A 14,307-nucleotide genomic window follows, 5' to 3' on the forward strand; every position below is an offset into this window, starting at 1 on the left:
TGCCGGTTCGCTGCTGGCCCGCCGCGTGTGCACGTGCAGCAGAGACGGCGCAGGCGGCGTACAATGGAGACATCTTTTTCTCCATTTCCGAGGTCTCGCCCGTCATGCTCAACGTCGATTTGCACTGCCACTCCAACGTCTCCGACGGCTTGCTGCCGCCGGCGGATGTGGCTGCGCGCGCCAAGGCCAACGGCGTCGACGTCTGGGCGCTGACCGACCATGACGAAATCAGCGGCATCGCCCTCGCACGCAAGGCGGCGCAAGAGCTCGACCTGCGTTACATCCCGGGCGTCGAGATTTCGGTGACCTGGGCCGGCCAGACGGTGCATATCGTCGGCCTGCGCATCGATGAAACCAACGCCGCGCTGGTACAGGGGCTGGCTGCCACACGCAACGGCCGCGAGCGGCGTGCGCGTGACATTGCCGCCGAACTCGAAGTCGCCGGCATCCCTGATGCGTTCGAGGGCGCGTTGAAACATGTCGGCAATCCCGACCTGATGTCGCGTACCCATTTCGCCCGTTACATCGTCGAAACCGGCCGTTGCGCCGATACCAAGGAAGTGTTCCGCAACTACCTGTGTGAAGGAAAACCGGGCTACGTACCGCATCGCTGGGCGTCGCTCAAGGAATCGGTCGACTGGATCCGCGGCGCCGGCGGTGTAGCGGTGATCGCTCATCCGGGCCGTTACCAGTACAGCGAGCTCGAATTCGGTGCCTTGTTCGATGAGTTCAAGCAACATGGCGGCGCCGCCATCGAAGTCACCACCGGCAGCCATACACCCGACCAGTACGAGGAATACGCCCGCGTGGCCAAGCGTTTCGGCTTCCTGGCCTCGATCGGCTCGGATTTTCATGGTCCGGGCGAATCGCGCGTCGATCTGGGCGCCTTGCCGCCGCTGCCTTCGGGCCTGACGCCGGTCTGGCACGACTGGGACCTGTAAGCCTCTTGCCTGTGTTGCATGCGCAAGTCCCTTGATTTCTCCCCAATTGTTCCTATCTAATAACCACTTTCCTGATAGGAGTTTTCCGGATGAAACGCATATTCCTCTTCCTCGCGACCAATATTGCCGTGCTGGTGGTGATGAGCGTGATCTTGTCGCTGCTCGGCGTGGACAAATTCCTGACGCGTTCCGGCCTGAACTTGCCGATGCTGCTGGTGTTTTCCATCGTGGTCGGTTTTACCGGTTCGATCATTTCGCTGCTGATGAGCAAAACCATGGCGAAATGGAGCACTGGCGCGCGCGTGATCGACACGCCGGTCAATTCCACTGAAGTCTGGCTGGTCAATACCGTCAGCAAACTTGCCCAGCGCGCCGGCATCGGCATGCCTGAAGTGGCTGTGTATGAAGGCGAACCCAACGCCTTCGCCACCGGCGCCTTCAAGGATTCTGCCTTGGTGGCGGTCTCGACCGGTCTGCTGCAGGGCATGACCAAGGAAGAAGTCGAAGCCGTGCTCGGCCACGAAGTCGCCCACATCGCCAACGGCGACATGGTGACGATGACGCTGATTCAGGGCGTGGTGAATACCTTCGTGGTGTTCCTGTCGCGCGTGGTCGGCTATTTCGTCGACTCGGCGCTGCGCCGTAGCAATGACAATTCCGGTCCCGGCATCGGTTACATGGTCACCGTCATGGTGTGCCAGATCGTGTTCGGCATCGGCGCCTCGATGATCGTCGCCTGGTTCTCGCGCCATCGCGAATTCCGCGCCGACGCCGGTTCTGCGAAACTTCTCGGCGGTCCGCAACCGATGATCAACGCGCTGGCGCGCCTGGGTGGCATTTCTTCCGCCGGTTTGCCGCAATCGATGGCGGCGATGGGCATCAGCGACAAGCCCGGTTTCATGGAATTGTTTTCCACGCACCCGCCGATGGAGCAACGCATCGCTGCGCTGCGCGGTCAGCGCTAAGCTGGTGACGGCAGAAAACGGCGGCGTCACAACCGCCGTTTTTGCCTTTTTGACAGACAGTTGATTCGTCTAATTTGAAGGACCCATGAGTCAGTTTTTCCAGATCCATCCCGACAACCCGCAGCTGCGCCTGGTCAAGCAGGCCGCGCAGATCATCCATGGCGGCGGCATCGTGGCCTTGCCTACCGATTCCTGTTACGCGCTGGTCTGCCAGCTCGACAACAAGGACGCGGTGGAACGCCTGCGCCGTATCCGCGGCGTCGACGAGAAGCATCACCTGACCCTGCTGTGCCGCGATCTCAGCGAGATCGCGCAATACGCCAAGGTCGACAACCGGCAATACCGTCTGCTCAAGGCCGCCACCCCGGGGCCGTACACCTTCATCCTGGAAGCCACCAAAGAGGTGCCGCGCCGGCTGAGCCATCCCTCGCGCAAGACCATCGGCCTGCGCGTGCCGGAAAACCAGATCGCCCATGCCTTGCTGGCCGAACTGGGCGAGCCGCTGATCGGCACCACGCTGATCCTTCCCGATCAGGAAGATGCGTTGACTGACGCCGAGGAAATCCGTGAACGCCTCGAAAAACAGATCGAACTGGTCATCGACAGCGGCGCCTGCAGCCTGGAGCCGACCACCGTGATTGACCTCAGCGACGACAACGAGCCGGTGCTGGTCAGGCAAGGGCGGGGCGACGCCGCGCCGTTCGGTTTGTAATTCCTCCCGGGAAATTAATTTCCTCAGGAACGGACCGCCATGTTGCGGTCCGTTTTCGTTTCATCTTGTTTTGTGCATATTGAAATTGTCTTTTTGATAATTTCATCTTCCGATCACGACGGTTTCGGCCGGAAGACGCTCGATATTCCCGCAGCCCGTCCTTTTCCCTCTGCTACCTCTGCTAAAATTCGCACCCATGAATGATCTTATCCAGACTGTCGCAGTGTATGCGCTCCCGGTACTGTTCGCGATTACACTGCACGAGGCGGCCCACGCCTTCGCAGCCAAGTACTTCGGCGACAATACCGCCTACATGATGGGGCGCATGAGCCTCAATCCCCTCAAGCACATCGATCCCTTCGGCACCATTGTCATTCCGGTGCTGCTGTATTTCGCCACCAGCGGCGCTTTCCTGTTCGGCTACGCCAAACCGGTGCCGCTGGACTTCGGCAAGCTGCGCAAGCCCAAGCGCGACATGGCCTGGGTGGCGTTGGCTGGTCCCGCCGCCAACTTCCTGATGGCGCTGATCTGGACGCTGATGATTTACGGGCTGGCCATCGGCGGCGTCGAAGAAGAGTTCTTCATGCTCATGGCCAAGGCCGGTGTACTGACCAATCTTGTCATGTTCGCGTTCAACCTGTTCCCGATTCCACCGCTCGATGGCGGCCGCATCCTGACCAGTTTGCTGCCGAACCGATATGCGTATAAATTTGCACAGATTGAGCCCTATGGCTTCTTCATCGTGATGGCGCTGGTGCTGCTCAAGGTGATTTATACCTGGTGGATGGCGCCGGTGATGTACCTGGCAGGCAGCCTGCTGCAACTGATCGTGTCGCCGATATCCTTCTTTTTCTGACTGAATCACAACCATGTATCCTGATCGCGTTGTCTCCGGTATGCGCCCCACAGGCGCGCTGCATCTGGGCCATTACCACGGCGCCCTGAAGAACTGGGTCAAGCTGCAATCCGAATTGCCTTGCCTGTTTTTCGTCGCCGACTGGCATGCGCTGACGACGCATTACGACGATCCCAGCGTGATCGAAACCAGCACCTGGGAAATGGTCATCGACTGGCTCGCCGCCGGTGTCGATCCCTCGCAATCGACCTTGTTCATCCAGTCGCGCGTGCCCGAACATGCCGAGTTGCACCTGTTGCTCTCGATGGCTACGCCGCTGGGCTGGCTGGAGCGCGTGCCGACCTACAAGGACCAGCAGGAAAAGCTCGCCGACCGCGATCTCGCGACCTACGGCTTCCTCGGCTATCCCTTGCTGCAGGCGGCCGACGTGCTGATCTACCGCGCCAGCCAGGTGCCGGTGGGTGACGACCAGATTCCCCATATCGAAATGATGCGCGAGATTTCGCGCCGCTTTAACCATCTGTACGGCAAGGAAAAAGGTTTCGAGGAAAAAGCGCGCGAAGCCGTCAAGAAGCTCGGCGGCAAGCGTTCCAAGCTGTATCAGGAACTGCGCACGCAATTCCAGGAGCAGGGCGACGAAGAGGCGCTGGAGCAGGCCAAGGCCATGCTGGACGACGCGCAGAATTTGTCGATGATCGACCGCGAGCGCCTGTTCGGTTACCTCGAAGGCAGCCGCAAGCTGATCCTGACCGAGCCGCAGGCCTTGCTGACCGAAGCCTCGCGCCTGCCCGGACTGGACGGCGCGAAGATGTCGAAGAGCTACGGCAACGCCATTGCGCTGCGCGAAGACAAGGATTCCGTGACCAAGAAGGTCCGCACTATGCCGACCGATCCGCAGCGCGTGCGCCGCACCGATCCGGGCGACCCCGGCAAATGCCCGGTATGGCAATTCCACCTGGTGTACTCCGACGATGCCGTGCGGCAATGGGTCGACAAGGGCTGCCGTTCGGCCGGCATCGGTTGCCTGGAATGCAAGCAACCGGTGATCGACGCCATCCTCGCCGAGCAGCAGCCGATGCTTGAGCGCGCGCAGCAATACATCGACGATCCGTCGCTGGTGCGCGCGATCATCGCCGACGGCTGCGACACGGCGCGCAAGCTGGCGCAGGACACCATGCGCGACGTGCGCGAAGCCATGGGGCTGGGTTACTGATCGCCGTAGCAACGCCAGTAACGGAACCTGCAGCTTGCAGGAACTATGTAAGCAAATCTGAACAAATTGACCGATAGCAGTGGCTATCCGCTACAATCGGTCTTTTATTTTCAACCGTATTCTCATTACGCACTAACATCATGATCAAGGGCAGCATAGTCGCCATCGTCACGCCGATGCATCCGGATGGCAGTCTCGATTTCCCGGGCCTGCGCAAATTGATTGATTGGCATATCGCAGAGGGCACCGACGGCATCGTGATCGTCGGTACAACCGGCGAATCGCCGACCGTTTCGGTCGAGGAACACTCCGAACTGATCAAGGTCGCGGTTGAGCACACTGCCAAACGCATTCCCATCATCGCCGGCACCGGCGGCAATTCGACTTCGGAAGCCATCGAGCTGACCGAATTCGCCAAGAAGGTCGGCGCCGACGCCTCGCTGCAGGTCGTTCCTTACTACAACCGTCCGACGCAAGAGGGCATGTACCTGCACTTCAAGAAGATCGCCGAAGCAGTCGATCTTCCGGTGATCCTGTACAACGTCCCCGGCCGCACCGTTGCCGACATGAGCAACGAGACCATCCTGCGCCTGGCGCAGGTCAAGGGCATCGTCGGCGTCAAGGATGCGACCGGCAACATCGGTCGCGGCACTGACCTGATCCGTCTCGCGCCGAAGTCGTTTGCGGTTTATTCCGGCGACGATCCGACTGCGTTTGCGCTGATGCTGTACGGCGGCCAGGGCAATATTTCGGTGACGGCCAACATTGCGCCGCGCGATATGCACGAGCTGTGCGCAGCGGCCATGAGCGGCAACCTCGCCCGCGCGATCGAGCTGAACAACAAGATGCTGCCTTTGCATAACAAACTGTTCGTCGAACCGAATCCGGTTCCCCTGAAATGGGCGATGATCGAAGTGGGCCTGATAGAATCCGGCATGCGTTTGCCGCTGGCTCCGCTGGGCGCTGCATATCACGATACCGTGCGTGCCGCGCTGCGCGAGTCCGGTGTATTAAAATAATTAATTAACTAAACGGCAGTGTCGTTTTCCCTTGAACCCGAACCCGCTTTTCATTGCAACGATATGACAATTCGCAAGAACGTTCACTCTGCTTCACGTCTCCTCCCACAACGTGGTCTCACGGGTCTTATGATTGCCCTGGCTTTCACCAGCCTGGCAGGATGCAGCGCCGTCAGCAACATGCTGGAAGGGGATCGTATCGACTACAAGAGCGCGGAAAAAGCCAAGGGCCCACGACTCGAAGTGCCGCCTGATCTGACCCAGCTGCAACGTGACAACCGTTACGCGATTCCGGAGTCGAGCAAGGGCGTCGCCACTGCGTCCGGCTACAACCTGGAACAAAAGACCCGTCCGGCAACCGACGCTGCTGCCGTGGCACCGGCCGCCAAGGGCGACCTGCGCATCGAGCGCGACGGCACCCAGCGCTGGCTGGTCGTGTCGCAGACGCCGGAGCAGCTGTGGGGACCGATCAAGGACTTCTGGCAAGATTCGGGCTTCCTGATCAACGTCGAATCGCAAGATACCGGCGTGATGGAAACCGATTGGGCGGAAAACCGCGCCAAGATTCCGCAAGACTTCATCCGCAACACGTTGGGCAGAGTGTTTGACTCGCTGTATTCGACCGGCGAGCGCGACAAATTCCGCACCCGTCTGGAACGCGGCCCGAACGGCACCACCGAAATCTTCGTGAGCCATCGCGGCGCCGAAGAAGTGCTGACCGGTTCGGCCAAAGAGACTTCGGTCTGGACTGCGCGTCCTTCCGATCCGGGCCTCGAAGCCGAATTCCTGGCGCGCCTGATGGTGCGTCTGGGCGCCGAAGAAACCAAGGCCAAGGCTGCCGTCGCCAATGCTCCGTCACTGCAGGCCCGTTCCAAGCTGCTCAAGACCGCCAACGGTTCCAGCGTCCGGGTTGATGAAAGCTTCGACCGCGCATGGCGCCGCGTCGGTCTGGCGCTTGACCGCGTCGGCTTTACCGTGGAAGACCGTGATCGTACGCAAGGCCTGTACTTCGTGCGTTACGTCGACCAGAACCAGGACGCCAAGGACAAGGAATCCGGCGGCTTCTTCTCGAACCTGTTCAGTTCCAAGGACAAGGACAAGAAGGCTGCGCGTTACCGTATCGTGGTCAAGGGCACCGGCGATGTCAGCGACATCTCTGTCCAGAACAACGACGGCAAGCAGGAAGTTTCGCAAACCGCCGACAAGATCCTCGGTTTGCTGAATGACCAACTGAAGTAATACTTACATCAGAACCTGTTTGCGATCTGTAGCGAGAGGCCATCAGCCGGTGGCGGCCGGAGCGGAGGAACCGGAGTGTACTTCAGTACATGAGGATTCCGAGCACCGCCCGACGCCGGATCATGGCCTTGCAGTAAGATCGCAAACAGGTTCTAAGCAGTACATGCCTTCGCGAGTCCACCGTTGAAATTCGCAAGTCTCGGCAGCGGCAGCGAAGGCAACGCCCTCATCATCTCCGGCACATCCGGCACGACCACTACCACGGTCATGCTGGATTGCGGTTTCGGCATCAAGGAAACCGAGCGTCGGCTGACTCGCATCAGCAAACTCCCACAAGACATCAACGGCATCGTCGTCACGCATGAACATCAGGATCATGTCGGCGGCGTGTTCAAGTTCGCGCGTCGCCACCGTATCCCGGTGTGGCTGACCTACGGCACCTTCCAGGCCGTGGGCGAAGAGGCCTGCAAGGACGTCCAGCTGCATTTTTGCCGCGATAGCGAAGCGGTGATCATCGGCGACTTGTCATTGATGCCCTACACGGTCCCGCACGATGCCCGCGAGCCTGTGCAGTATGTTGCAGGCGACGGCACGCGCAAGCTCGGCGTGCTGACCGACGCCGGCCAATCAACTGCCCATCTGGTACAGGCGCTGGGTGGTTGCGATGCACTGGTGCTGGAGTGTAATCACGACCGCCAGATGCTGGCCGATTCCGCCTATCCGCCATCGCTGAAACGCCGTATCGGCGGCGCCTACGGCCATCTTGCCAACGACACCAGCGCCGACATCCTGGCGGCATTGGACAAGCAAAAACTGAAGACCGTGATCGGCGCGCATCTGAGCTTGAAGAACAATACGCCCGAGCTCGCACGTGCCGCGCTGTGCGGCGCATTGGGAGCGCATCCGAGTGAAGTCATGATCGCTTGCCAGGAAGAGGGTTTTGACTGGATTGGCATCGCCTGAGGAGGCGTACGCCTGGATGGTATTCAGCGGAGGGAGGGGCGTGCGGAACAACAAGATCTGCAGCAGAGGGTGTACAGAGGCGAGCGCCAGGGGAAGCAAAGCGCGCAGGCATAAAAAAAGCCGACCATCGGTCGGCTTTTTCCAATAATCAAAAGATTATTTTGCTGGTGCTGCGTCAGCTGGCTTAGCGTCAGCTGCTGGTGCTGCAGGAGCAGCGTCAGCTGGCTTAGCATCAGCTGCTGGAGCTGCAGGAGCAGCGTCAGCTGGCTTAGCATCAGCTGCTGGTGCAGCTGGTGCTGCTGCAGGAGCTTCAACTGCTGGTGCTGGTGCAGGTGCTGGAGCTTCTTCTTTTTTACCGCAAGCAGCCAGAGCAACAGCCAACAACGATGCGATCAACAGAGTCTTTGTCATGAATATTCCTTCAATAATAATAAAATTTTGCGATGAATAATTACCGGTAATTATCGCTCTATAGGATGATTTCTTTGTCTTGCTTGTTAGCTCAACAATGAAAGCTTTCCAGCCCGATATTATAGCTACATTTTGGGAAAATCACATGCGAATTATTCTTTTCTGTAAGAATTTGTAAGATTGTTGCAAATCCCGTCAGCTTGTCGTCAGGCCTTTATTCATGCAGGTTTCCGGCCCATGGCAAATGCGCGGAAAACAAAAAATTGCCGAATTTTTAAGCTTCTCAAGCAAGCTCAAGCCAGCCTTCCTGATACCAGTTGTGGAAGGCCTCCAGCACATCTTTCGACGCCTTCGGGAGCGCCGTTTTGTCGAGTCGCCGTTCGTCCGCCAGCACGGTCAGCAGCGCCTTGTCGGCGCGTCCGACCGCAAACGACTCGCCGTTGATGAACAGGTGCTTGCCGCGATACAGCATCTGCGTTTTGCGTGAAAGCCTGATCCCGCGCTTGTTTGCGGCCTGCAGGAAGCGCGCCGGCGTGAGCGGCTTGTCGACCGGATCGAAGTAAGTGGTGGCCTTCGGTCCCGACAGATATTCGCCGAGGAAAATCGTGATGTCGTCGTCGGTGAAGCGCATCTTGTTGATTTCATCGGCCACGCGCGAGAGCAGTTGCTCCGGCAATTCGGCTGGGTGCTTGGCCGGCTCCAGCTCGGGATCGGCATAGCGGCCGGGCAGGTCGATCGAATCGGCCATGAATTGCAGGAAGGCCTCGCCCAGTTCCTGGAAAGCCGGCGCGCGGAAGCCGATCGAATAGGTCATGCACTCGCCGACCGCCACCCCGTCATGGGCATAATGCGGCGGCAGGTAGAGCATGTCGCCCGGTTCGAGCACGAATTCTTCCTCGCTCTTGAAGTTCTTCAGGATCTTCAGCGGCATGCCGTCCACCAGCGACAAATCCTTTTGCGCGCTGATGCGCCAGCGGCGTTGACCGTGCGCCTGCAACAGGAACACGTCATAGGAATCGAAATGCGGCCCGACGCCGCCGCCGTCGCTGGCGTAGCTGATCATCAGGTCGTCCAGGCGCGCATCGGGAATGAAGCGAAATTCGCGCAGCAGCGCGTCGGCGGCGTTTTCATGCAGGTTGACACCCTGAACCAGCAGGGTCCATTCCTTCTGCTTGAGCGGCGGCAGTTTGGCCAGCGGACCGTGGTCCATTTTCCAGTCCTTGCCGTTCTGCGTGATCAGGCGCGATTCGACGTCTTCACGACCGGCCAGGTCGAACAATTGCTGGCGCGTCAGCGGCGCCTGGAAACCGGGAATCGCCTGGCGGATCAGCAGGGGTTTCTTGTGCCAGTAATCGCGCAGGAAGGTGGCGGGGCTGATGCCGCCGAGCAAAGCGAGGGTATTTTTCATGGCGTCATTATAGTCGTTGGGCGAGTGTTGGCCGCTGCGGCCTTTTGCCTGACAAAACATCCAAACGGGTATAATTCGGGGTGCAGATTGCAGCGCATTCCAGCTTATGTCATGCCTTCTCGGGGCCACCGCAGCAAGGCCCCGCACCAACCGCAAGCGCAGGCAGTTCTTTTCACCTGCTGTAACCGATAACACAGCCTACCAGCTATACCGCCATACGAAAGGGGCATACATGAAGATTGCCAAAAATACCGTAGTTTCCGTCAACTACAAGCTCTCCGACGCCCAGGGCGTACTGATCGAAGAAAGCCGCGACCCGATGGTTTACCTCCACGGCGGCTACGAAAATACTCTGCCGAAGATCGAGGAAGCATTGGACGGCAAGGAAGCCGGCTACACCGTCTCGATCCAGGTCGAACCGGTCGACGCTTTCGGCGAATACGATGCCGAACTGGTCAAGATTGAACCGAAGAATCGCCTGCCGTCGCCGATCGAAGTCGGCATGCAGTTCGAAGGTTCGCCGGATGACGAAAACGAATCATCGGTGGTGTTCACCGTGACCGAAATCGCCGACGACAAGGTCGTCCTGGACGGCAACCATCCGTTGGCAGGCATCGCCTTGCGCTTCGATCTGAGCGTCTCCGAAGTACGCGCCGCCACCGAAGAAGAAGTGCAGCACCAGCACGTACACGGTCCGCACGGCCACCATGGACACGATCACGGTCACGATCATGGCGACGATGAAGGCGACGAAGGCGATCACTTCCGCAGCCATCCTGTGCATTGATTCGACTTGCATCAGCCTCAATGAAAAACGCAGCCGTGGCTGCGTTTTTTTATGTCTGCGCTATGCGTGCTCGTCGCCTGTGCGAGTTCACTGAGACGGCGGCGTCGCTCGCGCCGCCTTGGAAGAATCGCTCAATGTGAACAGCGCCGCATTGCCGCTGTCGACCGCGAATTTCGACCAGCCCGAGGCCACGCCGATGCTGCCCAGGTTGCGACGCCAGACGATGCCGGCGTTGGATTCGTCCTTCAGGGTCTCGCCATGCACCAGCAAGATCTTGCCCTTGAACGTCGCCGCCAGCGTGGTGATGCGCTGGCGCGTTTCGGCAAAACCGTCGCGCTGACCGCGCAGAAGGAAAGGGCGTTGGCTGGGTTGCGCCAGCGGATTGCCGTCGGTGAACAGCACGATGCCGGCCAGCTTCTTTTGCGCGGCGAAGGTGAATATCCGTTGCAGCCAGTCCTTGTTGGCAATCAGGCGGTCTTCGAATTCGCTGTTGCGGCCGCCATCCTGAAGGAAGTGATTATTGGCGGCCGGCAGGTTGACGGTGGCGAACAGCACGTTGCCGAATTCCCAGCGCGCGTTTTCGGTATAGCTGCGGAATTTCGGTGTGACCGACTGGCGAAACAGCGGCACCTTGCTGGCGCCGAATGAGAATTCATCAGGAAAGAACAAGTCGCGCACCTGGTTCAGCCGCTCGATTGCTACGGAACCGTTCTTGTTGCGGCAGCCGACCCAGTCGCTGGCGGCAAGCGACACGATGACGCCGTTCTCGGCTTCCTTGAGCAGATCGCGGCGCGCGCTGTACAGCGCATCGCTGCACGGCTCCGATGCGGATTTGATGCCGTTGACGACGACGAAGGCGAGATTGTCGGCGTCGCTTTCGTCCAATGCGCGGCGCAGTACACCTTCGTCAGGACTCCCGGAAAACGAATGCCCGATCACGCCGAAATGGAAGCTGTCCTGCGCCCACGATGCCGGTGCTACGCACAAGGCGCTTCCCAGCAGGGCAACGGATAGCAGCTTCCTCATGCGCGTCATGCGCCGTCGCCCAACTGCTTCAGGCGATACAGGGCGTCCAGCGCCTGCCGCGGCGTCATGGCGTCGGGATCGATATCTGCCAGCGCATCAGCGACTGCTTGTGCCAGCGGATCAACCGGTGCAGACGACGCTGCATGCACATCGTCATCGTCGGCGCGCGCCGGTGCGCTGAACAGGTCGAACTGCGGCGTGGTCTGAACCGATTGCGCTTCCAGCGCCGCCAGATGCTTGCGCGCCGCGCGGATCACCGGCGTCGGCACGCCCGCCAGTTGCGCCACCTGCAAGCCGTAGCTTTGCGATGCCGGACCGGGCTGGACCGCATGCAGGAACACGATGCTGTCCTTGTGCTCGACCGCCGACAGGTGGACGTTGGAAGCAGTCGGATGCACCTCCGGCAATTGCGTCAGTTCGAAATAGTGAGTGGCGAACAGCGTGAAGCTGCGCGTCGCGTCGATCAGGTGCTTGGCGATGGCCCAGGCCAATGCCAGGCCATCGAAGGTCGAGGTGCCGCGGCCGACTTCATCCATCAGCACCAGCGAATTCTCGGTGGCGTTGTTGAGGATGGAGGCCGACTCCGTCATCTCCACCATGAAGGTCGAACGACCGCCGGCCAGATCGTCGGCGGCGCCGATACGCGTGAAGATGCGGTCGATCGGACCGATCGTCGCGCTGGTGGCCGGCACGAAGCTGCCGACGTAGGCCAGCAGCGTGATCAGCGCCACCTGGCGCATGAAGGTCGATTTACCGCCCATGTTGGGGCCGGTGATCAGCAACAGTTTGCGTTCGGAGGTGAAGGCGCAGTCGTTGGCGATGAAGCGTTCGATCTGGTTTTCCACCACCGGATGGCGGCCTTGTTCAATCACGATGGTCGGCTCGGTCACCAACTGCGGTGCGCACCAGTTGTTGCGTGCGGCGTGGTCGGCCAGCGCCACCAGCGTATCGAGCTGGGCCAGCGCATGGGCGATGGCCTGCAGCGTCACGATGTGTGGCGACAGGTCTTGCAGCAATTGTTCGTAGAGGAATTTCTCGCGCGACAGCGCGCGTTCCTGCGCCGACAAGGCCTTGTCTTCGAAGGCCTTCAGTTCCGGCGTGATGTAGCGCTCGGCGTTCTTGAGCGTCTGGCGGCGGCGGTAGTCGTCCGGCACCTTGTCGGTCTGGCCGTGCGTGACTTCGATGTAGAAGCCGTGCACCTTGTTGTATTCGACGCGCAGGTTGGCGATGCCGGTGCGGGCGCGTTCGCGCGTTTCGAGATCGATCAGGAACTGGCCGGCGTTTTCCGACAGGCCGCGCAACTCATCCAGGTCGGCGTCGAAGCCGCGTGCGATGACGCCACCGTCGCGCACCATCGCGGCCGGTTCCAGCATGATCGAGCGTTCCAGCAAGTCCAGGCATTCGGTCGGCGTCGCCAGCGCGTCGTGCAGATCCAGCAGCAGCGGCGCATCGGCGTCGCGGCTGCACATCGCCACGTAATTGCGCAGCGAACCGAGTTGTTGCAAGCCGCCGCGCAGGCCTGCCAGGTCGCGCGGCCGCGCCGACAGCAGCGCGATGCGCGTGGTGATGCGTTCGATGTCCGGCACCGCCGCCAATGTTGCCGACAGGCCCGAGCAGGCATCGGTGCGCATCAGCGCGTTGATCGCCGCATGACGCGCGCGGGCTACTTTTTGATCACGGCGCGCATGATGCAGCCAGTGACGCAGCAGGCGCGAACCCATCGCCGTGCGGCAATGGTCGAGCAGCGAGAACAGTGTCGGCGCCAGCGCGCTGGCATCCTGCGCGCGGATGGTTTCGGTCAGTTCCAGGTTGCGGCGGGTGGAGGCGTCGAGGCCGATGAATTCGTTTTCCGATTCCACCGTCAGCGCGCGCACATGCTGCAAGCCCTTGCCTTGCGTCGACTGCGCATAGCGCAGCAGTGCGCCGCCGGCGCCGATGGCGGCGCTCATGCCTTCCGCGCCGAAGCCGTTTAACGTAGCGACCGACAATTGATCGAGCAAGGCCTTCTGGCCGCTCGGCTGGTCGAAATGCCAGTCCGGCACCGTGGTCGGTTTGCCGCTGAGGAGATGCGCATAAGCGGCTTCCTCACTGTCGCCGATCAGCGTTTCGGCCGGCGAGATGCGTTCCAGTTCCTGTTTCAGGCGCGCTTCCAGCAAGGCCGGCTCGGCGCTGAACTCCATGAGCTTCAATGCGCCGCTGGCCATCGACAGCCAGGCCAGGCCGACGGTGACGGTCTTGCGTTGTTTGCTGGAGGCGACGTTGACGGCCAGCAGCGGACGTTCTGATTTTTCGGGCAGCAAGTCAGAGTCGGTCAGCGTGCCCGGCGTGATCACGCGCACCACCTTGCGTTCGACCGGTCCCTTGCTGGTGGCCGGGTCGCCGATCTGTTCGCAGATCGCCACCGACTCGCCCAGCTTGATCAGCTTGACCAGATACTGGTCGACGGAGTGGAAGGGAATCCCCGCCATCTTGATCGGCGAGCCGTTCGACGAGCCGCGCTGGGTCAGGGTGATGCCCATCAGGCGCGAGGCTTTTTCAGCGTCGTCGAAGAACAGTTCGTAGAAGTCGCCCATGCGGTAGAACACCAGCGTGGTCGGATACTCCGCCTTGATGCGCAGGTACTGGACCATCATGGGAGTGTGCTTCTCGCCGCCGGCGCTGCCGGGATCGGATTCAACGGTGGATTTCAAGTGTTTGGTCATTCAGTCAATTGCCGCCGCCGCTTCAGTCGGAAGGGCGTCGTCTTGCGAGTTTTCGGGGTTCTGGC

The 14,307-nt window shown here is 60.4% G+C and carries 13 protein-coding genes; 9 read left to right on the top strand and 4 right to left on the bottom strand.

The window, feature by feature from the left end:
• Positions 1-104 precede the first annotated feature (104 nt).
• The 8 genes from E4P32_RS01300 (at position 105) to E4P32_RS01335 (ending at position 7,908) form a co-directional block, all read left to right on the top strand.
• On the top strand, positions 105-941 hold the full coding sequence (locus E4P32_RS01300; RefSeq protein ID WP_116433610.1) for a 3',5'-nucleoside bisphosphate phosphatase: 837 nt from the start codon (positions 105-107) through the stop codon (positions 939-941).
• A gap of 89 nt (positions 942-1,030) precedes the next feature.
• A complete protein-coding gene (htpX, locus tag E4P32_RS01305) occupies positions 1,031-1,906 on the top strand; it encodes a protease HtpX (RefSeq protein ID WP_116433609.1) in 876 nt (291 codons plus the stop codon).
• An 85-nt stretch (positions 1,907-1,991) separates the two neighbouring features.
• Entirely contained in the window at positions 1,992-2,618 is a 627-nt protein-coding gene (locus E4P32_RS01310) for an L-threonylcarbamoyladenylate synthase (RefSeq protein ID WP_016833461.1), read from the top strand.
• Between the two features lie 196 nt (positions 2,619-2,814).
• Complete coding sequence (locus E4P32_RS01315; RefSeq protein WP_116433608.1) at positions 2,815-3,474, top strand: site-2 protease family protein; 660 nt, start codon at positions 2,815-2,817, stop codon at positions 3,472-3,474.
• Positions 3,475-3,487: 13 nt separating this feature from the next.
• Positions 3,488-4,687: a tryptophan--tRNA ligase gene (locus tag E4P32_RS01320; protein ID WP_116433607.1), complete on the top strand. Its 1,200-nt coding sequence runs from the start codon at positions 3,488-3,490 to the stop codon at positions 4,685-4,687.
• Between the two features lie 140 nt (positions 4,688-4,827).
• Positions 4,828-5,706: a 4-hydroxy-tetrahydrodipicolinate synthase gene (gene dapA, locus E4P32_RS01325; RefSeq protein ID WP_116433606.1), complete on the top strand. Its 879-nt coding sequence runs from the start codon at positions 4,828-4,830 to the stop codon at positions 5,704-5,706.
• Positions 5,707-5,886: 180 nt separating this feature from the next.
• Positions 5,887-6,945 carry an outer membrane protein assembly factor BamC gene (gene bamC / locus E4P32_RS01330; protein ID WP_116433956.1) on the top strand — a complete coding sequence of 353 codons (1,059 nt, stop codon included), beginning with the start codon at positions 5,887-5,889 and terminating at the stop codon, positions 6,943-6,945.
• Positions 6,946-7,128: 183 nt separating this feature from the next.
• Positions 7,129-7,908: an MBL fold metallo-hydrolase gene (locus E4P32_RS01335; RefSeq protein ID WP_116433605.1), complete on the top strand. Its 780-nt coding sequence runs from the start codon at positions 7,129-7,131 to the stop codon at positions 7,906-7,908.
• Between the two features lie 23 nt (positions 7,909-7,931).
• Here the strand turns inward: E4P32_RS01335 and E4P32_RS24195 are convergent, their stop codons facing one another.
• Positions 7,932-8,282: a hypothetical protein gene (locus E4P32_RS24195; RefSeq protein WP_199525590.1), complete on the bottom strand. Its 351-nt coding sequence runs from the start codon at positions 8,280-8,282 to the stop codon at positions 7,932-7,934.
• Between the two features lie 320 nt (positions 8,283-8,602).
• Positions 8,603-9,727: a cupin domain-containing protein gene (locus E4P32_RS01345; RefSeq protein ID WP_116433955.1), complete on the bottom strand. Its 1,125-nt coding sequence runs from the start codon at positions 9,725-9,727 to the stop codon at positions 8,603-8,605.
• Positions 9,728-9,959: 232 nt separating this feature from the next.
• Between E4P32_RS01345 and E4P32_RS01350 the strand changes: the two genes are divergently transcribed.
• Complete coding sequence (locus E4P32_RS01350) at positions 9,960-10,514, top strand: peptidylprolyl isomerase (RefSeq protein WP_116433603.1); 555 nt, start codon at positions 9,960-9,962, stop codon at positions 10,512-10,514.
• 87 nt (positions 10,515-10,601) lie between these two features.
• Here the strand turns inward: E4P32_RS01350 and E4P32_RS01355 are convergent, their stop codons facing one another.
• Both E4P32_RS01355 and mutS read right to left on the bottom strand, forming a co-directional pair.
• Positions 10,602-11,540 carry a hypothetical protein gene (locus tag E4P32_RS01355; RefSeq protein ID WP_116433954.1) on the bottom strand — a complete coding sequence of 313 codons (939 nt, stop codon included), beginning with the start codon at positions 11,538-11,540 and terminating at the stop codon, positions 10,602-10,604.
• Between the two features lie 5 nt (positions 11,541-11,545).
• Positions 11,546-14,242 carry a DNA mismatch repair protein MutS gene (gene mutS, locus E4P32_RS01360; RefSeq protein ID WP_116433602.1) on the bottom strand — a complete coding sequence of 899 codons (2,697 nt, stop codon included), beginning with the start codon at positions 14,240-14,242 and terminating at the stop codon, positions 11,546-11,548.
• Between the last annotated feature and the right edge of the window lie 65 nt (positions 14,243-14,307).

Source organism: Herbaspirillum sp. 3R11 (genome assembly GCF_004563925.1).
GTDB lineage: Bacteria > Pseudomonadota > Gammaproteobacteria > Burkholderiales > Burkholderiaceae_D > Herbaspirillum.

Bases quoted from the DNA above. Each gene is read 5' to 3' on its own strand.
- E4P32_RS01300 (WP_116433610.1), top strand. From the start codon at position 105: ATGCTCAACGTCGATTTGCACTGCCACTCCAACGTCTCCGACGGCTTG.
- htpX (WP_116433609.1), top strand. From the start codon at position 1,031: ATGAAACGCATATTCCTCTTCCTCGCGACCAATATTGCCGTGCTGGTG.
- E4P32_RS01310 (WP_016833461.1), top strand. From the start codon at position 1,992: ATGAGTCAGTTTTTCCAGATCCATCCCGACAACCCGCAGCTGCGCCTG.
- E4P32_RS01315 (WP_116433608.1), top strand. From the start codon at position 2,815: ATGAATGATCTTATCCAGACTGTCGCAGTGTATGCGCTCCCGGTACTG.
- E4P32_RS01320 (WP_116433607.1), top strand. From the start codon at position 3,488: ATGTATCCTGATCGCGTTGTCTCCGGTATGCGCCCCACAGGCGCGCTG.
- dapA (WP_116433606.1), top strand. From the start codon at position 4,828: ATGATCAAGGGCAGCATAGTCGCCATCGTCACGCCGATGCATCCGGAT.
- bamC (WP_116433956.1), top strand. From the start codon at position 5,887: ATGCTGGAAGGGGATCGTATCGACTACAAGAGCGCGGAAAAAGCCAAG.
- E4P32_RS01345 (WP_116433955.1), bottom strand. From the start codon at position 9,727: ATGAAAAATACCCTCGCTTTGCTCGGCGGCATCAGCCCCGCCACCTTC.
- E4P32_RS01350 (WP_116433603.1), top strand. From the start codon at position 9,960: ATGAAGATTGCCAAAAATACCGTAGTTTCCGTCAACTACAAGCTCTCC.
- E4P32_RS01355 (WP_116433954.1), bottom strand. From the start codon at position 11,540: ATGAGGAAGCTGCTATCCGTTGCCCTGCTGGGAAGCGCCTTGTGCGTA.
- mutS (WP_116433602.1), bottom strand. From the start codon at position 14,242: ATGACCAAACACTTGAAATCCACCGTTGAATCCGATCCCGGCAGCGCC.